The organism is Mesorhizobium sp. M0954, assembly GCF_040319155.1.
Classification (GTDB): Bacteria; Pseudomonadota; Alphaproteobacteria; order Rhizobiales; family Rhizobiaceae; genus Mesorhizobium.
Map to the genome: position 1 here is coordinate 1 of NZ_JAMYNR010000033.1, position 22038 is coordinate 22038.

Annotated in this window: 22 protein-coding genes and 1 tRNA gene; 8 read left to right on the top strand and 15 right to left on the bottom strand. The window is 63.9% G+C overall.

Annotation, left to right across the window (positions count from 1 at the left end):
* Nucleotides 1–165 precede the first annotated feature (165 nt).
* The 3 genes from NKH93_RS29015 to NKH93_RS29025 all read right to left on the bottom strand — a co-directional run bounded on the left by NKH93_RS29015 (nt 166) and on the right by NKH93_RS29025 (nt 4276).
* Nucleotides 166–3378: an AfsR/SARP family transcriptional regulator gene (locus NKH93_RS29015; protein WP_352974199.1), complete on the bottom strand. Its 3213-nt coding sequence runs from the start codon at nt 3376–3378 to the stop codon at nt 166–168.
* Between the two features lie 120 nt (nt 3379–3498).
* Nucleotides 3499–3957, bottom strand: a complete 459-nt coding sequence (locus NKH93_RS29020; RefSeq protein WP_352470730.1) for a hypothetical protein — start codon at nt 3955–3957, stop codon at nt 3499–3501.
* A 243-nt stretch (nt 3958–4200) separates the two neighbouring features.
* Nucleotides 4201–4276, bottom strand: a tRNA-Ala gene (locus tag NKH93_RS29025).
* Between the two features lie 165 nt (nt 4277–4441).
* Between NKH93_RS29025 and NKH93_RS29030 the strand changes: the two genes are divergently transcribed.
* From NKH93_RS29030 to NKH93_RS29040, 3 genes are all read left to right on the top strand, one after another.
* Complete coding sequence (locus NKH93_RS29030) at nt 4442–4732, top strand: YggT family protein (protein ID WP_023678162.1); 291 nt, start codon at nt 4442–4444, stop codon at nt 4730–4732.
* A gap of 13 nt (nt 4733–4745) precedes the next feature.
* Nucleotides 4746–5066 (top strand): DUF167 family protein, encoded by a 321-nt coding sequence (locus NKH93_RS29035; RefSeq protein ID WP_352470731.1) that lies wholly within the window; start codon nt 4746–4748, stop codon nt 5064–5066.
* A 151-nt stretch (nt 5067–5217) separates the two neighbouring features.
* A complete protein-coding gene (locus NKH93_RS29040; protein WP_352500804.1) occupies nt 5218–5952 on the top strand; it encodes a haloacid dehalogenase type II in 735 nt (244 codons plus the stop codon).
* A gap of 16 nt (nt 5953–5968) precedes the next feature.
* Here NKH93_RS29040 and NKH93_RS29045 read toward each other — a convergent pair whose 3' ends face one another.
* The 7 genes from NKH93_RS29045 to NKH93_RS29075 form a co-directional block, all read right to left on the bottom strand.
* Nucleotides 5969–6937: an ABC transporter ATP-binding protein gene (locus tag NKH93_RS29045; RefSeq protein ID WP_352974207.1), complete on the bottom strand. Its 969-nt coding sequence runs from the start codon at nt 6935–6937 to the stop codon at nt 5969–5971.
* The gene (locus NKH93_RS29050) at nt 6937–7947 is read right to left on the bottom strand and encodes an ABC transporter ATP-binding protein (RefSeq protein WP_352974304.1); all 1011 of its coding nucleotides are present in this window, start codon (nt 7945–7947) and stop codon (nt 6937–6939) included. The genes NKH93_RS29045 and NKH93_RS29050 overlap by 1 nt, the downstream gene beginning before the upstream one ends.
* Nucleotides 7944–8861, bottom strand: coding sequence for a dihydrodipicolinate synthase family protein (locus NKH93_RS29055; protein ID WP_352817410.1), 918 nt, complete (start codon nt 8859–8861; stop codon nt 7944–7946). Before NKH93_RS29055 ends, NKH93_RS29050 begins: the two co-directional genes overlap by 4 nt.
* An 18-nt stretch (nt 8862–8879) precedes the next feature.
* A complete protein-coding gene (locus tag NKH93_RS29060; RefSeq protein WP_502896514.1) occupies nt 8880–9785 on the bottom strand; it encodes an ABC transporter permease in 906 nt (301 codons plus the stop codon).
* Entirely contained in the window at nt 9782–10741 is a 960-nt protein-coding gene (locus tag NKH93_RS29065) for an ABC transporter permease (RefSeq protein ID WP_352974215.1), read from the bottom strand. Before NKH93_RS29065 ends, NKH93_RS29060 begins: the two co-directional genes overlap by 4 nt.
* 66 nt (nt 10742–10807) lie before the next feature.
* On the bottom strand, nt 10808–12388 hold the full coding sequence (locus tag NKH93_RS29070; protein ID WP_352974222.1) for an ABC transporter substrate-binding protein: 1581 nt from the start codon (nt 12386–12388) through the stop codon (nt 10808–10810).
* A 32-nt stretch (nt 12389–12420) separates the two neighbouring features.
* Nucleotides 12421–13134, bottom strand: a complete 714-nt coding sequence (locus NKH93_RS29075) for a FadR/GntR family transcriptional regulator (protein WP_352470738.1) — start codon at nt 13132–13134, stop codon at nt 12421–12423.
* Nucleotides 13135–13230: 96 nt separating this feature from the next.
* Here NKH93_RS29075 and NKH93_RS29080 point away from each other — a divergent pair, with 96 nt between their 5' ends.
* The 4 genes from NKH93_RS29080 to NKH93_RS29095 all read left to right on the top strand — a co-directional run bounded on the left by NKH93_RS29080 (nt 13231) and on the right by NKH93_RS29095 (nt 16133).
* Nucleotides 13231–14202: a Gfo/Idh/MocA family protein gene (locus NKH93_RS29080; RefSeq protein WP_352974226.1), complete on the top strand. Its 972-nt coding sequence runs from the start codon at nt 13231–13233 to the stop codon at nt 14200–14202.
* Nucleotides 14199–15194 (top strand): Gfo/Idh/MocA family protein, encoded by a 996-nt coding sequence (locus NKH93_RS29085; protein ID WP_352974228.1) that lies wholly within the window; start codon nt 14199–14201, stop codon nt 15192–15194. The genes NKH93_RS29080 and NKH93_RS29085 overlap by 4 nt, the downstream gene beginning before the upstream one ends.
* Entirely contained in the window at nt 15184–15498 is a 315-nt protein-coding gene (locus NKH93_RS29090; protein ID WP_352974230.1) for a dihydrodipicolinate synthase family protein, read from the top strand. Before NKH93_RS29085 ends, NKH93_RS29090 begins: the two co-directional genes overlap by 11 nt.
* Before the next feature lie 77 nt (nt 15499–15575).
* Nucleotides 15576–16133, top strand: coding sequence for a beta/alpha barrel domain-containing protein (locus NKH93_RS29095; protein WP_352974235.1), 558 nt, complete (start codon nt 15576–15578; stop codon nt 16131–16133).
* A gap of 28 nt (nt 16134–16161) precedes the next feature.
* Here NKH93_RS29095 and NKH93_RS29100 read toward each other — a convergent pair whose 3' ends face one another.
* Together NKH93_RS29100 and NKH93_RS29105 are read right to left on the bottom strand one after the other, a co-directional pair.
* The gene (locus NKH93_RS29100; RefSeq protein ID WP_352974240.1) at nt 16162–17109 is read right to left on the bottom strand and encodes an LLM class flavin-dependent oxidoreductase; all 948 of its coding nucleotides are present in this window, start codon (nt 17107–17109) and stop codon (nt 16162–16164) included.
* A gap of 130 nt (nt 17110–17239) precedes the next feature.
* Nucleotides 17240–17395, bottom strand: a complete 156-nt coding sequence (locus tag NKH93_RS29105) for a hypothetical protein (protein ID WP_023678176.1) — start codon at nt 17393–17395, stop codon at nt 17240–17242.
* A gap of 264 nt (nt 17396–17659) precedes the next feature.
* Between NKH93_RS29105 and NKH93_RS29110 the strand changes: the two genes are divergently transcribed.
* Nucleotides 17660–18427 (top strand): SDR family NAD(P)-dependent oxidoreductase, encoded by a 768-nt coding sequence (locus NKH93_RS29110; RefSeq protein WP_352470743.1) that lies wholly within the window; start codon nt 17660–17662, stop codon nt 18425–18427.
* 14 nt (nt 18428–18441) lie between these two features.
* Here NKH93_RS29110 and NKH93_RS29115 read toward each other — a convergent pair whose 3' ends face one another.
* The 3 genes from NKH93_RS29115 to NKH93_RS29125 are packed head-to-tail and all read right to left on the bottom strand — an operon-like array spanning nt 18442 to nt 21928.
* Nucleotides 18442–19386, bottom strand: a complete 945-nt coding sequence (locus tag NKH93_RS29115) for an ABC transporter permease (RefSeq protein WP_023678177.1) — start codon at nt 19384–19386, stop codon at nt 18442–18444.
* Entirely contained in the window at nt 19383–20438 is a 1056-nt protein-coding gene (locus NKH93_RS29120; protein WP_352540873.1) for an ABC transporter permease, read from the bottom strand. Before NKH93_RS29120 ends, NKH93_RS29115 begins: the two co-directional genes overlap by 4 nt.
* Nucleotides 20438–21928, bottom strand: coding sequence for an ABC transporter ATP-binding protein (locus NKH93_RS29125; RefSeq protein ID WP_502896516.1), 1491 nt, complete (start codon nt 21926–21928; stop codon nt 20438–20440). Before NKH93_RS29125 ends, NKH93_RS29120 begins: the two co-directional genes overlap by 1 nt.
* Between the last annotated feature and the right edge of the window lie 110 nt (nt 21929–22038).

The following is a 22038-nucleotide window of genomic DNA, read 5'->3' on the forward strand; positions in this document are numbered from 1 at the left end:
TGAGGGAGGGCGGCTACCCTCTCTCAGCGTTCCTTTCTGACCCATTCGGCAGCGAAAGTCATAAGACAAGCAATTCCAGGAAAAGTGTGAAACGGTTTTCCGTCCGGAATTGCGTCAAAACAAAGAGATAGAGCGGTTCGCCGTTTCCGTGAAACGATGACCGGTCTAGAGAAGCGGGCGCACGAGCGAACGCAGCAAAGGCGAGGGCTCGTCATCGCCGGTCGAAGCGAGCGCGCGTTCATAGCGCCGGTAATCCTCGATGGCGCCGGCATGGTCGTTTCTGGAGAGGCTCTCCTGGATGAGCGTGCCATGGAGTTTGGCCGATTCCGGGTAGAAATCGAGCGCACGCCGGCACGCTTGGCGTGCCCGATCTGCGTTGCCTTGGCTCTGCCAGTGTTTGGCGACCCGCACGGCAAGCTCGACCAACCCGTCCCGCACCCGGTCGGCCGCGGCGTTCGACCAGGCGGGCGTCGGGCCATTCGAGAAAAGCGGGCCGACAAAGCCTTCCAGCAGTCTCTCCTGCTCCTCGATTGCGCTGTCTCTTTGGCCCGACAGAACGGGTTTCAGCCGGTCTTCCCAATCCTGCAGATCGATCCAGACCTTGTCGACAGCGAGCCGCAAACGGCCCTCTCTCAGCGTTACGAGCTCGCCTTGCCCGAGCAATTTGCGCAGACGATGCAGCGCCTGCTCCAAGGCCGCTTTGGCCTGGTCGCCGTCGAGGTCGGGCCAGAGCCAATCCTGCAGGGTTTCCACCGAACAGACCTGATCCCTCGACAGGCAGATAATGCGCAATATGTCGAGAGCGCGGGTAGGTTTGGCACCGGGCGCGACCTCGGCACCATCGATCTCGAGGCGGAAGCCTCCCATCAAGTGGATCCTGAGCGGCCAAGGCCACTGGACGGGTCGGCCAGAGGGCGGGACCAGATATCGCGCCCGAACGACGCGGCGGCAGAGATCGACGTCGATCTTTCGCTCCAGCGCATCGGCGACCAGATCGGCCAATAAGTCCGGCAGGTTGAGCAGGATTGCGGAGGGGTTGACCTGGCGCAACACCTCCATGAATTCAGCCAGACGGGTGCCATAGGACACGCCGCCTTTCCACTTCTGCTCCAGGGCCTGAGCGGCCAGAATGTTGAGTTCGACCCGCTGGCGAGGGCCGCCGCTCAGCCTTTCGACGATCTCCTGGAGTAGCGCAATGGCCTCCGCTGGACGCCGATCGGCCAGCAGGACCTGGTATTTGGTGACGTAATGCGGCCAGCGTTCGATCATCGGCTCATTCGCCCGCTCGATCGCATCCATGAAGGCATCGCAGTCGAGATAAGCCTTGACGAAGTCGCCGTTGCGCGTGTGCATCGCCGCGTGGCAGTCGGCGACTACAGCGACCTGGGTTGTGAACCTGCTGTCCGCGATCTCGCCCAGCCGGGAGACGAGCGCATTGAATTCCGAGAACCTGTTGTGGAGCTTCATCAGCAATTGAAGCTGATAGAGGGCGCTGAACTCGACGCCCCGCAAGGCGTGCTGCTCGCCTATCGCCGTTGCGCGTCGCAACGCATCCTCGGCCGAGGCATAGACAAATCCGCGCCGCGAATAGGAGAAGTAACGGCCGCTGGCCGAGCCAAAGGACACCAGCCACATGCCGAGCACTAGCGGCGGGATATCCGGATGTTCGAGATCGGCGGCAACGCTGTCCACGGCATTGGCAAAAATGTCGCGCTGCCCCGACGAGGTCGCGTAGTCGATGAGCGCTTCGCTTGCCAGCAGGCGCAACTCGACCGAATCCTCGATCGGCAGATGTGTCAGGCGCTGCTGGATATCATTCACGAGACGCTTCGCGTCATGGGCGTCGAATTCGCCAGGTTCGGCGAAATCGACGGCCCGCAGGATGCCGAGCCTGACCATCATGAGTTCCTCCGGATCCAACTCCGGCAATCCCCTGGCAAGAACCTGTGAGGCTCGGCGCGTCCAATCCGCCAGCCCCTCATGCGTACGCCAGCTGGCGGTCTTGACTACGACCGCCCGCGCGACCGTCAGGCATTGGCCGCGCATGTCGGTGTTCTCGAATGCTTGCCATGCTTTGGAGAAGTGCGGTTCGGCCTTCGCATCGTCCGATGCGAAGGCGACGCCGAGCCAATAATGGACCCACCCGTCCATCTGGTCGGGGGGCAGCCTGTTGCACCATTCGACCAAGCTGGCCCTGCGCCCTTGCGTGAGAACGCCGTTAGCGCACTCCAGAATGAGCTGGCGTGCCAGCGGCCAGGCGCCCGCCTGCAACGCCAGCACGATTGCCGCGTCGGTTTTGTCTGCCTCGTGCAGGACCTTTGCTGCCTGCTCGCGCAGCCTGGAACGGTCCGCTTCCGTCACACGCCGGTCCAGTAGGCCGGCAAGGTATTCGCGCAACAAGTCATGCAGCTGGAAGGCGGCGCCGCCCGGACCGTCGCGGGTGATCAGCAGCTGGCGATGCTGCAGCCGCACCAGCAGGCGAGCAGCCTGCGGCGAGCCCAGGAACGCATCGGCAAGCTCCGTGCTGATCTCCGGCAGAACGTTGAGCCTGATAAGCAGATCCTGGTCCTCCGGCGCGATGTCGCGCAGGAAATAACGTCCGACAATCTCCCGAAGGCCGGCGCCTCCGGCGAGGCCGGTCTGCGAAAGCGGATAGTACATTCCGGCGTTGGCCAGCAGGAGAAGGCCCACCGCCCAGCCGCGCGCCTCCGAAATGTCGCCGACCTGGGACGGCGATTGCGAGCGGGCGGTGACGAGGTTGCGAGCCTCCCCAGGCGAAAACTCCAGCAGCGTTTGGTTGAGCACCGGCAACTGTCCCGACAGCACGAGGTCGGCGACGTCGCCCTCGGGCAGCATCCGCGATGTGCAGATGCAGCGGACGGTGTTGGGGCGTTCGCGCAACAGGATCGCCAGCGTCCGGCGAAAGCCTGGCGCATCGGCACGATGCAGATCGTCGAGGACCAGGATCGTGCCCGGATCAAGCCGCGAGAAATAGGTGCGGAAGAACAGCCGCGCGAAATCGTCGGAATTGTCGGCATATTCCGGACCAAAGACCGGCATGCCGGCATGCCTGCCGTCGAGCGACAGCGTCAGATAGTGGAAAAGGCGCGCAACGTCCTGGTCCTCGGTGTCGACCCGATACCAGTTGTACGCCGACTCGCCTTGCTTCAGCCCGCCTTGTTCCCGCCCGCCGTGTTCCAGAAAGTCGATCACCGCGGTGGTCTTGCCGTATCCACCAGGCGCCGCCAGCCAGCATGCACCGCTGTCGAGGGCCTGCGAAAGCAGCGCCACTACGCGCGGACGGCTGACAATTCCCACTGGCCGGGGTGCCGAGAGCTTTGCTATCTCGCGCGGCGCGTCCCGGAAGTATTTATCCATTGTGAGGACTCTCGCAGCGCAGTCGCCTCGCCAAAACAGGTAATCGGTTCGCCCGCAACAACAAATCGCCGGCCGGCGTTGTGCTCGCCTGACGTGCCGTTCTCGCCGGCAAGGTCGCGGTTATCCCTTGTGCGACATGATATGCGAAACCCCGACACTCACGTCGGCGGTGTGTCTTGCCATCACTGCGTTCATTCGCATTGCAATCGCCGCATAGCCGTTTCGTTCGTGGTCGGTAACTTCCGAGGGCTTGAAGAGCCAAGGAAGGGGTGCAACCTGCGCGTCGGCGAAATTGGCCGGCAGGTTCGATGGCAAGACCTTTTTCCCTAAAGGCAGCTCTAGCCCAAGGTCGCTAAATTCCTCCTCGAGACTGGCGTGCAGATGAGAAAGGACCACATAGATCGCCAGCTTTGATCTAGTCCTTTCTGTGTTGTTTTGGTTGTACTCTTGAAGAACCTCATCGAACGATGGCGCTACGTCGCTTTCCGCAGCGGTAGCTCGTGTTGCAACAGCACCGGCCAGGGCAGTCGCTGCCATTCCTGTAAGACCTACAAAATCACGCCTTGTCGTGCTGGTCATGGTGAATTCCCCTCGGTTTTGAAGACGGACCAAGTCTGGCAAGGACGAGGCGCAGTGGCAATAGGCCGCATACGCTACTGGTGTAGAGGGTCTTTACGTCGCCGATGTGAATCCACCCGGCAACGATAGTGCCAAGCCGCCAGCAGGCCTGCAATGCGTTCGCGAGCTTCGTCTGAGAGACGCCGCGAATCCAAGGAGGATTTCCTTGGAATTCATCCAGGCAAAGGGTCGGAAAAAATCCGCTGGTGGAGCTGAGGAGGATCGAACTCCTGACCTCGTCATTGCGAACGACGCGCTCTCCCAGCTGAGCTACAGCCCCGTCCAGCGGATGGGGCTTTTATCGGCCGCTGCGGTTTCCTGTCAAGGCTGCGCTTGCTGCCGAAATGCCGCTCGGCCGTTCGTGCGCCCTCGCCCATGCGGCAGAAGGCGGCTCTTGCCGCTTTCAGCTACAGTGGCTACATGTCGGCAACAATCGGAGACCGGCATGATCGCCCTCATTCAGACCATTGTCATGGCGCTTGACCTTTACTGGTGGATCATCATCGCCTCGGCGATATTTTCCTGGCTCTACGCCTTCAACGTCGTCAACTCCCGCAACCAGTTCGTCGACACCATCAGCAACATGCTCTATCGGCTGACCGAGCCGGCGCTGCGGCCGATCCGCCGCTTCATGCCCGACCTCGGCGGCATCGACATCTCGCCGATCATCCTGCTGCTGATCTTGTTCTTCATCCGGCAGTTCCTGCTCACCACCGTGCTTTCGCTGGTCGTCTGAGCCCAGGGCGTCGATGAGTGCGCCGTTCCGCACGCGCGCCGACGGCATCGACCTGTTTGTCCGGCTGACGCCGAAATCAGCGATGGACAGGCTGGAAGGCATCGAAACATCGGCGGATGGACGAAGCCATCTGAAGGCTCGCGTCCGCGCCGTGCCGGAAAACGGAGCCGCCAATCGAGCGCTGGAAAGGCTGGTAGCCAAGGCGCTTGGCGTGCCGGCATCGGGCGTCTCGATCGCTGCCGGCGGCACAGCTCGGCTGAAGACGCTGCGCGTGCTTGGCGATCCCGCGGCGCTGGCGAAACGCATCGATACGCTGGGCACACCTGCGCCATGATCTCGGCTGGCTCACTTACCCGCAAAAAAAGGCCGGGCTGCAAAGCCCGGCCAGATGTGAAGGTCGAAAACCTTCAGAGGGGAACGCGCCGGACGAATGGGAGGAAACATCCGACGCGCATTGCATATGGGTTGGCGTCGGCGACGTTTCAATGAGGTCGGAGGAAAGCTCAATGACCACTACTCGAGTTCTATTCTTCGATGTTCTGGGAACCGTCGTTGACTGGCGCAGCGGTATCGCAAGAGAGGCCGGCGCCTTCCTCGCGCGAGTTGGTGCAGAGCAGGTCGATCCCGGTGAATTCGCCGATGCGTGGGCGTCGCGCTATGACGCCTCGACCGAGGCGGTGCGGACGGGGCACCGGCCTTTCGTGTCACTTGACGTGATCAACAGGGAGAATCTGGACGCCACCCTCGTCCAGTTCGGGCTGGCCCCGTCCGAGCTGCCGACCGCCGAACTTGAGGAACTCAACCTCGCCTGGCACCGGCTGGAGCCGTGGCCCGATTCGCTGAAAGGCCTTGCGAGGCTAAGGGAGCGCTTCATCATCGCGCCCTTGTCGGGAGGCAATACCCGGCTGTTGCTGGATATGGCCAAGCGCGCCGGCCTGCCTTGGGACACCGTCCTTGGCTCGGATGTGTTCGGCACCTACAAGCCTGCGCCGCAGGCTTATCTCCGCGCAGTGGAGATCCTGGGGGTGCGACCTGCGGAGGCCGTGTTAATCGCCGCGCACAATGACGACCTGGCCGCGGCACGAAAATGCGGTATCGGAACCGCCTTTGTTGCTCGGCCAAAAGAGCATGGCCCGGCGCAGACGACCGATCTCTCGCCTCTTGAGAGCTGGGACTTTGTGGCCGACGACCTTGTCCATCTCGCCCAAGTTCTCCCGTAGGCCGAGGGCAGAAAACCTAAGCGATGTCGTCGCGAATGCAGGCCTTCAGATGGCCCTCGGCTGTCGCCCTCAGCGGCGGTACAGCCCCGGCGCAAGCTTCCAGCGCGAACGGGCAACGGGTTCGGAAAACGCAGCCCGACGGCGGGTTTGCCGGGCTTGGAATATCGCCTTTGAGCACCTGCCGGCCTTGCCTGGCCAGCGGGTCGAGCGACGGAATGGCCGACAGCAGCGCGCGCGTGTAGGGATGCTGCGGCCGGGCATAAAGCTCGGCCGCCGGCGCAACCTCCATGATGCGCCCGAGATAGAGCACGATGACCATGTCGCAGATGTACTCGACGACAGCCAGATCGTGCGAAATGAACAGCATGGTCAGGCCGAGCCGGAGCTGCAGGTCGCGCAACAAATTGATGATTTGCGCCTGGATCGAGACGTCGAGTGCCGAGACCGGCTCGTCGGCAACGATGAATTCCGGCTCGAGCGTCAGCGCCCGGGCGATGCCGATGCGCTGGCGCTGGCCGCCCGAAAATTCATGGGCGTAACGGTCATAGGCGTCGACCGGCAATTCGACCGCGGCAAGTGCCTTCTCGGCCTTCGCCCGCCGCTCGGACTTCTTGCCGATGCCTTGAATGTCCAGGCCCTCGGTGAGGATCTGCCCGATCGTCATGCGCGGCGACAGGCTGGCGAAGGGATCCTGGAAAATATACTGCATCTTGCGGCGCTGGCGGCGCAACTGGGCGGCACCCAGCCTGGTGATGTCGGTGCCGTCATAGTTGATTTGGCCGGATGTCGGCTCGATCAGACGCAGCACCGAGCGGCCGATCGTCGTCTTGCCGGACCCGGATTCGCCGACCAGGCCGACCACCTGGCCACGCCTGATATCGAAGGAAATATCCTCCAACGCCCTTACGACGGGTCCGCGCGAGAACGCTGTCGGCGCAAAATGCTTGGTCAGGTTTTTGACAGCGAGGAAAGGGGCGTCGGCCATCAGAGCTCCTCCCAGCGCAGGCAGCGGCTTTGCTGGGTCGGCGTCGCCGCAAACAATGGAGGGACCGCGGCGCGGCAGGCAGGGATAGCCATCGGGCAACGCGGCGCGAAGGAACAGCCCATGGGCAGCAAGGCGAGCGACGGAACATTTCCGGCAATGGTCGGCAGCGGCGTTCCCGCCGCCTTCAGCGCCGTGGCCTGGCCGAGCCGCGGCACCGAGCGCATCAACCCTGCCGTATAGGGATGACGCGGACGGGTGAACACTTCGCTCACCGGACCTGTTTCGACGATACGCCCGGCATACATCACCGCCACCCGGTCGGCGATTTCGGCGACGACGCCGAGATTGTGGGTGACGAACAGGATGCCCATGCCGCGCTGCGCCTGCAGGTCGGCCAAAAGATCGAGGATCTGGGCCTGGATGGTGACGTCCAATGCGGTTGTCGGCTCGTCGGCGATCAGCAAACCAGGATCGCAGGACAGGGCCATGGCAATGGTGGCACGCTGGCGCATCCCGCCCGAAAGTTCGTGCGGATATTGCCGCGCCCGCCGCTTCGGATCGGGAATGCCGACCTGTTCCAGCAGCCGCACCGCGTCTGCTTCTGCCTCGCGGTGCGATTTGCGGAGATGGATGCGGATCGGTTCGGCGATCTGCTCGCCGATCGTGTAGACCGGGTTGAGGCTGGTCATCGGCTCCTGGAACACCATGCCGATCTCATTGCCGCGTATCTTGCGCAGCGACTCGGCATCGAGGCTGGTCAGCTCGGTAACCGTGCCGTTCTTGCGCCGCAGCGCGATCGACCCCTCGGCGATATGTCCGACCCTCTTTGGCAACAGGCCGATGATCGACAGGCTGGTGACAGATTTGCCGGACCCGGATTCGCCGACAAGCGCCACCGTCTCGCCGGAGCCGATCGTCAGGTCGACATCCCTTACCGCCGCGATGTCGCGCCCCGCGATGCGGAACACCGCGCGCAGGCCGGAAATCGAGAGGATCGGCATGGCGCTCAGCGGAGCAGCCCCACATCGCGAAGGATCATGTCGATCTTTGCGGTTTCCTCGTCGTTCAGGCTGCGCTGCGGCCGCGCCATGGTGTTCGACGCGATGATGCCGAGGCTCTTCATCGCCGCCTTGAAGGCGCCGACGCCGGCCGAGCCGGCGCTGGTCCTGCCGAGCGAGATCCAGACGATCTCGAACAGTTTCAGCAACCGCTCCTGCTCCACGCGGGCTTCGGCATGCTGGCCCGCCTGCGTCAGCTTCCACAGCCTGACATAACCATGCGGGTCGACATTGGCGAGCCCCGGCACGACGCCATGCGCACCCATCGCCAGCACGCTGTCGACCAGGATCTCGGAGCCGGTCATGCCGAAGAAGCCGGGGGCGTCGGCCATGTCCTTGAGCACGTAACGCAGATTGCCGTCGTCGCCGCTGGAATCCTTGATGCCCGCGATGGCGCCTTCCCTGGCGAGGCCGACCGTGGTCTTGCGCTCCAGCTTGACGTGGACGCAGACCGGGATGTCGTAGGCGATGACCGGAATGTCGATCGCATCCTTGATATAGCGGAAGTGGTCGCCGATCTCCGGCTGGCTGGTGCGGGTATAAAACGGCGCGGTGACGACGATGGCGTCGGCGCCGGCCGATCTGGCGATCCGGGCGTGGTTGATGACGCGGTCGGTCGTCGGGTCGATGACCCCGGCGAAGATCGGAACCCGGCCGTTATTGACCTTGACCGCGTGCTCGAGGACGGCCCTGCGGCCCGCCTCGTCGTGGAAGACCACCTCGCTGGTCGAGCCGAGCACGAACAGCCCGTGAACACCGCCGTCGAGCAGGTTCTCGATGGTGCGGGTGAACGACGGAAAGTCGATGCTGAAATCGGCATTGAGCGGGGTGACGACAGGTGGCACGACGCCGGTAAACAGGGGCATTTTGATAAACCTTTGAGGTCAGTTGAGATCGGAGCGGGGGTCGAATGCGTCGCGCAGGCCGTCGCCGATGAAATTGATGGCGAGCACGGTGAGCACCAGTGCGGCGCCCGGGAACATCCATTGCCAGGGGTAATTTTCAAGCACCACGGTGGAGCGGGCGAGATTGAGCATGTTGCCCCAGCTGGCTTCGGGCGGTGCGATGCCGAGGCCGAGGAAGGACAGGCCGGCCTCGAGCAGGATGGCGTTGGCGATCTGCAAGGTGGCGTAGACGACCAGGATATCGATGCAGTTGGGCAGGCCGTGCCGGAACAGCAGATGCGGCAGCCCTGCCCCCATGCCGCGGGCGGCAACGACGAAATCGCGCTCGCGCAGTTCGAGCAGCCGGGCGCGCACCATGCGCGACAGCACCGGCCAGGAGAGCAGCGAGATCACAAGGATGGTCGGGGCGATGCCGGTGCCGGCGATCGAAGCCAGCACCAGCAGGAAGATCACCGGCGGCAGCGTCATCGCCAGGTCGACGAAGCGCATCACCGTGCCGTCGACAAGACGCCCGCCAAAGCTGGCGACGGCACCGACCAGGAAGCCGATGACGGTGGAGATGGCGACCGAGCTGACGGCAACCAGCAATGAGATCCGCCCGCCTTGTAGCAACCGGGCCATGACGTCGCGCCCGACGCCGTCGCTGCCCAGCCAATGAATGGCCGACGGCGCCTTGTTCATTGCTCGGAGGTCGATGGTGTTAGGACCGAACGGCCACCACAAAGGATACGTCGAAACCGCCAGCAGGATCGGGATGACGATCAAAAGCCCGGCACGCGCCGCGCGGTTTTCAAAAAAGCGGTCGAGCGCGCGGCGAAGCGGGCCTTTGGTTTGCGGCACGGCTGTCGGGTCAACTGCAGGATCTGGCGCCGTGATTGCCATCATGCCACCTGAATGCGCGGGTCGACGACGGCATAAACGACGTCGGTCAAGAGGTTGACCAGGATGACGCAAACGCCGATCACCAGGGTAGCGCCCATGATCACCGGGTAATCGCGGGTGCCGACGGCGTTGACCAGAAGCAGTCCCATGCCCGGCCAGTTGAACACGCTTTCCAGGAAGATGGCGCCGCCGATGGCGATGCCGACAGTTGAGCCGATCAAGGTAATGACCGGCAAGAGCGCGTTGCGGGTTACATGCTTGATGATAACCCAGAACTCGCGCACGCCCTTGGCGCGCGCCGTCCGCACGTAATCCTGGTTGAGCACTTCCAGCAGCGAGGCGCGCATGTAACGCATAATCAGCGCGGCATGGCCGACGGACAGCAGGCAGGCGGGCAGGACGAGGTGCGCAAGCACATCCGTCGCCGAGAACGGCGCACCCGCGGTCTGCATGCCGCCGGACGGCGCCCAGCGCAACAGCACCGAGAAGAAATAGAGACCGAGCAGCGCTGTCAGAAAAGCCGGGCTGGAGATACCGATAAACGACAGCACCGACAGCGCGATGTCGGATGGTTCGTTACGGCGCACCGCGCTGAAAATGCCGGCGGAAATGCCGAGCACGATGGCGATCGCCAGGCCCGTACCCATCAGCAGCGCCGTCGGGCCGATGCGTTCCATGACCAGTGGCAGCACGGCAACGCCGCTGCGCTGGATCGAATAGCCGAAGTCACCGCTCAGCGCCGCGCGCAGCCAGGCGAGATATTGCACGGGAAGCGGCCGATCGAGTCCGAGCCGTTCGCGCAGGCCCTCGAGGTCGGAAGCCGACATGGGGACCGATGGGTTGATATAGGCGTCGATCGGATCGCCCGGCGCCAGCCGCAACAGGATGAAGATGAGGACGCTGAGCGCGACCAGCATCAGCAATCCTGTGGCGCTGCGGCGGGCGATGGAGCTCAACATCGGCTTTCCGTGGCGGTGGCAGGCGGCGCCAAAGTGGTCCCGCCTGCTCGCTTGCTTGCGGGTTTCTTACTGGATGTCCCAGCGCTCGGGGTGAGCTGCGTAGGGGCCGCCGCCCGGCGCCGGCGTCCAGACGAAGTCATGCAGCTTGGTCGACGCCACGCCATAGCGGTTGGCCACCCACAACGTCGCCCAGGGCAGGTCCTTGTTCATCACCTTGCAGACCTCCTGCCAGGATTGATCGAGCTTGGCCGGATCGGTCTGGCCTAGCGCGGCGTCCAATGCAGCGCTCAGATCGTCGAACCCGATGCGCATGGTGTTGAAGCCTGCCGGCGGGATCTGCGACTTGTTGAGGCCGGGATTGAGGCCGGCCGGGTTGGGGCCGTTCTGCAGGCCGGCATAGACTATCGGAAAGGCGTTCCAGTCCGGCGTGCCTTGCTTGTAGACGATGCCGTTATAGGTCGGCGTATCGACGACCCGCGGCCCCACATTGATGCCGACCTCGACCAGCATCGACTGGACAGCAGCCATCACGTTGGCCGCTTGCGGCGAGCCGTAATAGGTCAGCAGGGTGATCGGTTTGTCGCCGTTGATCTTGTCCCAGCCCGCCTCGCTCAGCAGCGCCTTGGCCTTTGCCGGATCGTAGGCATAGGGTTCGAGGCCTGCGGGAACAAGGTGCGGCGCGACATAGCCGCAATTGGCTGGCTCGGCGGCACCGCCGTAGAGGCTGTCGATGATGGCGTTGCGATCGATCGCGTACATGATCGCCTGGCGGACACGGATATCCCTAAACAGGTCGACCTTCTGGTTCAGGCCGATATAGTTGACCACGTACGAGGCACCTTCGATCACCCTGAAATTGCTGTCGCTCTTGAACGATGCCGCATCGTCGGGCTCGACGTATGTGAACTGGATTTCGCCGGCACGGAGCGCGGCAACGGCCGCCGCCGGCGACTCGAAATAGCGGTTGATGAGCACGTCTACCTTCGGCTTGCCGCCGCGATAATCGTCATCGGCTGCCAGCTCGACATATTGGTCGCTCACGTAGCGCTTGAACTTGAACGGGCCGGTGCCGACCGGAGTGGTCGACCACCAGGTGCTTGTCGCCAGCGATTCCGGCGGCAGGGCGGCCAGGGCATGCTCCGGCAGGATCATCAGCTGCGACAGGATCGATAGAAACGAGCCGTTCGGTTTCGATAGCTTCACCACTGCGGTGTGGTCATCCGGCGCATCGACCGAGGCGATGTTGGCGAGGCGGGCGGCAAACAGGCTGCCGGAGGCCTTGTTCCTGGCAAGCTCGAGGGTGAACTTGACGTCCTTCGAGGTGAACGGCTTGCCGTCGTGCCAAGTCTCGTTGACCAGGTTGAACGTATAGCTCAGCTGGTCGTCGCTGATCTTGTAGTCCTTGGCGAGGTCGCCTTCGATCTCGGTCAGTCCGGCATTGTAGATGACCAGCGGTTCAAAATAGGTGCTGAGCCAGGTGTAGCCGCCGGTCGCGACCAGCGGGTTGAAGTTCTTGGGAAAACCGCCGGGGCCGACGTCGAAGCCGCCCGCAATGGTCTTGGCGCTTTGTGCCTGGACACTGGTCAATGGGGCAATGCTGGCGAGCAGCAGCCCGGCGACTGAGAGTGCGATGGTCCTGATGCGCATGGTTTCCTCCCTTGGCATAGTCAGGTTGTTCTTCAGCTTGCTCGGTTTTTGGCGATAACCTGCTGGATCCCCCGGTAATGGTCATCGAGCCGCCGACGCGCCTGGTCGACATCCTTGGCGGCGACAGCCTCGACGATCTCGTGATGGTCGCGCCATGTCGCCAGCGGCGTCGGATTGTCGAGATTGGTGAAATTCGAGGCCTTGTTGAACGCCATCCAGAAGATGTCGATCAGCGCGCTCAGCATGCGATTGTTCTGGCAGCGGAACAGCAGCTGATGGAATTGCTGGTCCTCTTCGGCGAAGCTCTCATGGCGCTCGGCACGTTGCCGCATGCGCTCGGTCAACTGGCGCAGCGCTTCGATATCTTCGGCGCTGATCATCTCGATCGTCTTGGCGATGAGGCCGGTTTCCAGCACGCGGCGGATTTCGCGCAGCTCTTCGACATCGCGCAGCGAATCTTGCAAGCCGTAGGCAAGGTTATCCAGCAGCGGCTTGAACGAGAACTCCTTGACGAACACGCCGATGCCGCGCCGTGTCTCCAGGATGCCGATCGATTCCAGCGCCTTGATGGCCTCCCGCACGGAGTTGCGGCCGACGCCGAGCCGCTGCGCCAGGAACGTCTCCGGCGGCAAGGGATCGCCGGCCTTGAGCTGGTTGCTTTCGATATAGGCCCTGAGGCTTTCCTGCACGGTGACGTGCAGCAGCGGTGGTCTGCTCAACGGTTCGATCGACTTCAGTTCCGCCATCCCACTGCTTTCATCATCCGCTGAAGCTTGCCCGCTGCTTGTCGTATAGCTACTTGTAGGATATCCTGCAAGCCCATAGCAACGTGTTACTCCCGAATGAAGATAATCCTCGCCGGCTCGAGCCACTGGCACGCCGAAATGCACCTCGACGCCGCACGCTTTTCCGGTGCGGAGATCGCCGGTATCTGGGACGAGAATCCTGGCCAAGCCCATGCGTTCGCCGCGCACCACGACCTGCCGTTTATCGAAGATTTCAAGGAGATACTCTCCAGCCCGCCGGATGTGATCCTGTTGATGGGGCACCCTTCGATGGTGCCGGCGCGGGCACGTGCGATCATCGCGGCAAGGATACCGCTGGTCCTGGAGAAGCCGGCGGCCAGCCATACGAGGGAACTGATGGCGCTGCGCGACCTTGCCAGGCAGTACCAGGCTTTTGTCGCTGTTCCCCTGCCCAACCGTTTCGGGCCGGCCGTTGCCGGCCTTGAACGGCTGCGCCGGCAAGGTCGCGCCGGCCCCGTGGCGCATTGCCAGTTCCGGCTGGTCAACGGCCCGCCTGGGCGCTACATCGCCGACGGTGTCGCCTGGGTGCTCGACCCGGCGGTTGGTGGCGGGGGTGCGTTGAGGAATCTCGGCATACACGGCGTCGACGCGGCACTCAGCCTGGCAACCGGCAAGCTCGGCCTGAAAAGCGTTTCGATCGCGAACCGCATCCATCCCGGCCCGGTCGAGGATCACGCACTTCTGGTGCTGGAAGACGAGGCCGGCGCGCTGTTCATCGTCGAGGCCGGTTACACCTTTGCTTCGATGCGCCCTGGCGGTGACTTCGAGTGGCGCATCGTCAGTGCCAATGCCACCCTCATCGATCATGGCGACCATGTTATCTGCGCAACGCTCGACGACGCGGCAATCGTCGACTTGCCGGTCGAACTGCCGGCGACGCGCTATCGTCTGTTCATGCGCGATACGCTTGACCGGCTGGCCAGAAAGGCGCCTCCGCCGGTGTCCATCGAAGATTATGTTGCGGCGATGTCGCTGATCGACGCCGCCTATCAAAAGGCAGGACCATGATTGGAATAGGAATTATCGGCGCCGGCGATTTCGGCGCAGCCCATGCGCGGGCAATCCCTGAGGCTGGCGGCATTCGCCTCGTCGCCGCCTCTCGAGGAAATGCCGACGCACTGCAGCAATTCACCGCTGAACATGGCGGCCGCGGCTACGCGGACTGGCGAAGGCTGCTGGACGACAAGGAGGTCGATGCGGTCCTCATTGCCAGCCCGCACCATCTCCATGCCGAAATGGCCATCGGCGCGGCAAAGGCCGGCAAGCATATCCTGCTCGAAAAACCGATGGCGCCGACGGTGGCTGCCTGCGATGCGATCAACGCCGCCGTGGCCAAGGATGGCGTCAAGCTGATGGTCGCCCACCTCATGCATTTCGCCCCGCCCTGCATGGCGGCCAGGCAAATTCTGGAGGAAGGCGAGCTCGGCCGGCCGCTCGCCGGATCGAGCTGGATCATCAAGCTGTGGATGGAGCACAATCGCCGCGACTGGCATCTGCGCAAGGCGACCGGCGGCGGCATGCTGTTGACGGCCGGCATCCACGCGGTCGATCGCCTGGTCTGGCTGATGGATGACGATGTCGTGTCGGTGAGCGGCATGCTCGGCGCCAAGTTCCATGACCAGGAAGCAGACGACAGCGCTCTGCTCGGATTGCGCTTCGCCGGCGGCGGCATCGGCCAGGTGCAGAGCGTCGGCTATCGCACCGGCGCCACCACCTATGCCATGGATCTGGTCTGCGAGCGGGGAACGCTGCGCATCGACATGGACCGCGGCACCATGCTTGGCCGCGAGACGGTCTGGACCGAGCTGCCCGGGTCCTTTGAGCCGAACTGGATGCATAACGCGCTGGTGCGCGAATGGAGCGCAATGCGCGATGCCATTGCCGATGACACGCCGGTGCCGGTCGACGGCATCTATGCGCGCAAGATCATCGCCATTATCGAGGCTGCCTTCGCGTCGAACGAAACCCGCCGCGAACACGAGATCGCCGGTGGACGCTGACCTCGACGACCATCTGGCCCGCTTGCCCGCACACGCACCGCGCGGCATCTGGGGCGCGGTGATGCTGGCCATCGACGATCGCGGAGCGATCGACTGGCAGGCGACGGAAGAGACGATCGCCCGGCTCTGCGCCTCAGGCGTCGACGGCGTCTATTCCAATGGCACGGCCTGCGAATTCCATTGCCAGACCGACCCCGAATTCGACCGGCTTTGTGAGTTGGTCGCAACCATAGCCGGCCGCGCGCGCCTTCCTTTCCGATCGGCATCAGCCAGTCCAATCCGCGCGTCGCGCTGGAGCGACTGACGCGGGTCGCCGGACTTCGCCCGACGGCGGCTCAATTCACCTTGCCCGACTGGTGGCCGCCCAGTGACGACGAGATCATGCGTTTTGCCGGCGGCCTCTGCGAGGCCGCGCCCGAAACACCGCTGGTGCTCTACAACCCGCCGCACGCCAAGCGCCGCCTGACGCTCGACGGCATCGCCAGTCTGCGTGCGGCCGTGCCATCGCTGGTCGGCGCCAAGCTGCCGGGCGGCGACGCCGGCTGGTATGCCGACACGCGCCGCAGACTGGACGGATTTTCCGTCTTCGTCCCCGGCCACACGCTGGCAACAGGCTATGCCGGGGGAGCCCATGGCAGCTACTCCAACGTTGCCTGCCTCAACCCGAAGGGCGCGGTGCAGTGGTGGCAGATGATCCGCACCGACATGGCCGCAGCTGCCGAACTCGAGGCCCGCATACAGGCCTTCCTGGCCGTACATGTCCTACCGTTTCGCACCCGTTACAATGTCGGTGATGCAGCACTCGATAAGGCGATGGCGGCGGCTGGCGGCTGGGCGCCGCTCGGGCCGCGATTGCTCTGGCCCTACAGCTCCGTTCCCGATCAGGAAATACCGACGCTGGCCAGGGCGGCTCACGCGGCTTTCCCGGAATGGTGGTAGACCCGTCACCAAGGCGCGGGACGACGGTTCAGCAGCCGGCTCGCGCGCCCTGTGTCGCGCGTGACACAAACGCCCCCTGCTGAGGGACATCGGCCTCGCGCCGTGCCAGTGAATTGCGCAAGAGCGCGATCGCCTCGCGGCCGGCGGTCGCAATCTCGCGTGGCCTGTCGACGCCGACGATCATGAACTCCTTGATCCCCAAAGCGGCGTAGGAAAGCAGCGACAGCGCGACCTGCGCCGGCGGCCCGGCAAGTTCGAGCGCCTTCTGGCAGGAAGCGGCCGATTTGTCTTCCGAACGGATTCGGACGGGAAGCGCGAAACGCAGCTTGCCGGCCCGGCCGTGTTCGGCAGCGGCGCCGCGTACGCGCTCCATTGACTGGTGAATTTCTGCAAGCGAGCCAGGCGCCAGCTCGAACACGTCCGCATGCCTGCCCGCGACCCTGAGCGCAGTGCCCGACTGCCCGCCCATGCGGATGGTCACATCGGCACCATGCGGCCCCTTGCGCGGCACATAGCCGCCTTTGATGCTGTAAAAGGTGCCTTCATGGTCGAACGGCCTGTCGTTCGACCACAACCGCTTCAGCAGCACCAGATATTCATCAATGCGTTGCCAGACCACTGTGTGGCCGGCCGGACGTGCCTCGGCATCGTCGTCGCTCAGCGGCTCGCTGAGCATCCTGAGCGACAGCCGGCCACCGCTTCTCGCGTCGAGGGCAGCGAGTTGTCGCGCCGCCACGGTTGGTTCGATCACGCCTGCCCAATGCGTGAGCACGACCTCCAGGGACGAGGTCCGGTCCAGCGTCTGGGCGGCAAGGTCCATATTGGTCAGCAGCCCGGCCTGGTCGTCGATGACGATCCTCTGGAATCCAGCATCCTCGATCAGTGACAGCTTCGTCGCGGTCTCGACAAAGTCATAGAAAAAGCTGCCGTCGGCAGCGTGGATCTTACCGGGAACATGCGTGAACTCGATCGGCATTGCCATCTCCTCCATCACGTTGGAATCAGGGCGCGCAAATGCACACCGGCATTCGGTTCATCAACTCCGGAATTTCTGCAAACGGCAGGCCGCTATCCCGAGGAAGCCTCGATGATCAGAGCCTTGACAATCAGGGGATCAGCCCCAGTACCACTGCCCCGGTGAATACAAACGCAAGGGCAAAGACGAGATAGGCGAAAGCACCGGCATAGGCCGGCCGCCACACCTGGTCGGAACCCAGCCTTTGGCCTTTGCGGGCAGTCTGAGCGTTCTGGCTATAGGACATATCGACCTCCGTCTCGGCGCTTAATCTATAAAATCAGTAGACTTTGTCGAGTGCTATTTTCGCGCGATCCTTAGAACAATTTTCTCCAAACGGCGGACAAGTTAGTGCTTTTACTGCTTAGCGCTGCCTTTTGCGGCATGCCGGGGTGACGGCAGGAAACGTCAGGTCCATGTGTCTGTGGCTCCTTGGCCATCCAATGGATGAGGGATAGCATCGCTTCAGCGGAAAGCCGCGACGTCACGGCAAGGCAGCAGGGAGCAAACCATGGGGACAAGACTGGCCGGCAAGGTCGCCATCATTTCGGGTGGCGCGACAGGAATGGGCGGTGCGGCCTCGGAGCTTTTCGCGGCCGAGGGCGCCAAGGTGGCGATCGTCGACCGCAACGGCGAAGCGGCGGCGGCCACCGCAGCGGCAATCAGGCAACGCGGCCATGTCGCCGAACACTGGGTCGCCGACGTATCGGATGAGGCGCAGGTCGAAGCGGCGGTGAAGGGCGCGACGGAAAAATTCGGCCCGGTCACGGTTCTGTTCAACCACGCCGGCACCCTCGTCATCAAACCCTTCCTGGAGACCACGCTGCAGGAATGGGACTGGCTGCATGCCGTCAATGTGCGTTCGATGTTCCTGATGACGCGTGCTGTGTTGCCCGGCATGATCGCCGCCGGCGGCGGGTCCATCGTCTGCACCTCGTCGATCTCGGCGGTGGCGGCGACGCCGATGGAGGTGCTTTACGACACCACCAAGGGCGCCTGCCATATGTTCGCGCGTGCCATCGCCGTCGAGTTCCGCGACCGCAACATCCGCTGCAATGCGGTCTGTCCAGGCTTCATCAGGACACCGCATGGCCTGCGCGAGGTCGCCGATCTCGACAAACTCGGCGTCGATGTCTCCGACGCGGCAATGGCGGCGCAGCAAGGGCGGATCGGCGAGCCGGAAGAGGTCGCGAAGGCAGCCCTGTTCCTGGCCAGCGACGAGGCCAGCTTCGTCAACGGCGCCCATCTGTTCGTCGATAACGGCTTCACCGCGATGTGAAAGGCGAAGCGCCGCTACCGCTCTTCGCGCCGGAACGGCTTGAGCAGCGCCGACGGGGCCACCGCATTGCGCGACATCACCGCCATAGCGACGATGGTGAAGATGAACGGCAGCATCAGGAAGGCCTCGTAGGGGATATGGCCAAGCCCGCTCGCCTGCATACGCAACTGCAAGGCGTCAACGAAGGCAAACAGCAGTGCCGCGCCTGCCGATCGCCACGGATCCCAGCGGCCGAAAACGACGAGCGCGATTGCCACCCAGCCACGCCCCGAAACCACGCCGAAGGTGAAGGCGTTGAATTGCGCCATCGACAGGAAGGCACCGGCCAGTCCCATCAAGGCACCGCCGAGGATCACCGCCTGGAAGCGTGTTGCAATGACGCTGACGCCGGCAGAATCGGCGGCACGCGGGTTTTCGCCGACCATGCGCACCGCTAGGCCCCAAGGCGTGCGGTAGAGCACGAAGGCGGCCAGCGGTATGGCCAGCATCGCCATGTAGACCAGCGAAAACTGATTGAACACCGCCGGCCCAAGCACCGGTATGTCGGACAGGATCGGGATCGGCAGCGTCTCGAACCCCTTGATGTTCGGTGGCACCGATTGCTGTCCGAAGATCAGCCGGTAGAGGAAATAGGCAAGGCCCGACGAGAACAGCGTCACGCCGATGCCGCAGACATGCTGGCTGAGGCCGAGCGCTACAGTGAACAGTGCGTGCACGGCGCCCATCAGCGCCCCGGTCAGCACCGCCGCGAGCACGCCAAGCCAAAGGCTGCCGCTGAGGCTCGCCGCGGTGAAGCCGGTCATCGCCGACAAAAGCATGATGCCTTCGATGCCGAGATTGAGCACCCCGGCGCGCTCGGAGAACATTTCGCCCAGCGTTGCGAAGGCCAGGGGCGTGGCAATGCGGATGATGGCGGCCAGGAAGCCGACCTGGAATATCTGCTCCAGCACCACGCTCATTTGGCTATTCCCACGCGACGGAGGCGATAGGCGGTGAACAGCAGCGCCACCAGCATGGCAAGCAATGCGGTTCCCTGAATAACATCGCTGAGGAAGGCCGGAACGCCGGTGGCCCTCGACATCGCCTCGGCGCCGGTCATGACGGCGGCAAGGAAGATCGCCGCCGGCACCACGCCGAGCGGATTGAGCCTCGCCAGCATGGCGACGACGATGCCGGAATAGCCATAGCCCGGCGAGATGTCGCTCATCACCTGGAAATGCACGCCGCCGACCTCGCCGACGCCGGCAAGGCCGGCCAATGCGCCAGACAGCAGCGCCGTCGAAATCAGCACCCGCTCGACATTGATGCCGCCATAGCGCGCCGCTTCCGGGTTTTCGCCGGTGACCCTGATGCGGAAGCCGAGCGTGGTGCGCGCGACCACGAACCAGATGACCGGTGCGGCGACCAGCGCCGCGACGACGCCGAGATGCAGCCGTGTGCCTTCGAGCAGCACCGGAAAATTGGCCGTATCCTCGATCGGCGGCGAGATCGGGTAGCCGCTGAAACTGTCCTTCCATGGCCCCTCGATCAGCGCCATCAGTGCATAGAAAATGACCGAGTTGAGCAGCAGTGAGCTGACCACGTCATCGACCCTGAATTTTACCCTCAGCGTGGCGGGGATCAGGGCGACGGCCGCGCCGGCGGCAGCGCCCGCCAGCGCCATCAGCAGCATGGCGAGCGGCCCCGGCATCGGGATTGCACCGACGGCACAGCTCGCCGCCGCACCAGCCAGCAATTGCCCTTCGGCGCCGATGTTCCAGAATTTGGCGCGGAAGGCGACTGCCACGGCCAGCCCGGTGAAGATCATCGGCGCGGCACGCACCAGCGTTTCGGTGATGGCGTAGCTGTCGCCCAAAGACGCCGAAAACATAACGCCATAAGCCTCGACGACGCCGGCGCCGGCCAGTGCGATGAGGCCGCTGCACAGGATCAGCGTCGCGCCGATAGCGAGCAGCGGCAGCGCCAGATTGAACCAGGCGGGCGTTGAGGTGCGGGCCTCGAGACGGAACATCAGGCATGGCCCTCCGCTCCGGTCATCATCAACCCGAGTCTGGCGATGCTAGCGTCGGCGCTGTTCAGCGTGCCGACGATGCGGCCCTCATACATCACCGCGATACGATCCGAGAGCATCAGCAACTCTTCCAGATCCTCGCCGATGACGATGATGCCGCAGCCCTTGGCGCGCATGTCGAGGAATTTTTCGTGGATGAAGCGCGCGGCGCCGATGTCGAGGCCGCGAGTCGGCTGCGAAACGATCAGCACCTTCGGATCGAAGGCGAGTTCGCGCGCCAAAAGCGCCTTCTGCAGATTGCCGCCGGAAAGCGCCCCGGCGCGCGTCATCGGCCCGGGGCAACGTATATCGTAGGCTTTGATCTGTGCCTCGGCGAAGGCGCGGATCCCATCCGGCTTGAGCAGGCCGTTGCGGCTGAACGCCGCCGTGCCGATGCGCGGCAGCACCATCGAATCGGCGAGCGGCAGATTGGTGACCAGCCCTGTCGTCATACGGTCTTCCGGGATGCGGCCGAGGCCGAGCGCCTGCACTGTGCTCGGCGAGAACCGCGAAACCGTTTTGCCGGCTATGGTCATCTTCCCGGCATCGGGCGCACGCACGCCGGAGATGACCTCGGCAAGCGCGCGCTGGCCATTGCCGGAGACGCCGGCGATGCCGAGGATCTCGCCGCCACGAACCGACAGCGAAACATCGCGCAGCGCCATGCCGGAATGATGCGATGTCGAGATACCGTCGAGGGTCAGCACGGCCGCACCCGGCATCGACGGTTCTCTGGCCGGAGGCACGATCTCGTGGCCGCACATCAGCCGCGCCATCTCCGAGGACGTGGTGCTGGCCGGCGCATCGACGCGGCCGGCAACGCGCCCATGCCGGAGCACGACGCAGCGATGCGTCAGCGCTCGCACCTCGTTGAGCTTATGCGAGATGAAAATGATGCCGAGCCCTTGTGCCGCCATCGAGCGCAGCGCCGAAAACAGCCCGTCGATCTCGGTTGGTGCCAACACCGCCGTCGGCTCGTCGAGGATCAGCAGCCTTGCGCCGCGAAACAGCGCCTTGACGATTTCGAGCCGCTGTTGCTCGCCGACCGACAGCGCCGAGACGGGGAGGTCCGGGTCGAGCGTCAGCCCGTGCTGGCGGCCGATCTCGGCGAGCCGCGCCAGCCCGCCGGCGCGGTCGATCCGGCCCGATCTGCCGGGAATGCCGATCAAGAGGTTCTCCAGCACCGAAAGCCGTGGTGCGAGATGAAAATGCTGGTGCACCATGCCGATGCCGACGGCCAGCGCATCGGCCGAACTGTTGATCGCCACCGACCGGCCCTGCACCAGGATCTCGCCGGCATCGGGCGCATAGGCGCCGAACAGCACGTTCATCAGCGTCGTCTTGCCGGCGCCGTTTTCGCCGAGCAGCCCGAGGATTTCGCCCGGCGCCACGCTGAGATCGACGGCCTCGTTCGCCTGGACGGCGCCAAAGCTCTTGGAGATGCCGCGCATTTCAATAAGAGGGGCAGGCGTTGACAAGGGTGCTCCCGATCGGAATTGGCTTTACGGTTCAGCTTTGATCGACGGGAATGCGCTGCACCCCCCTCTGGCCTGCCGGCCAT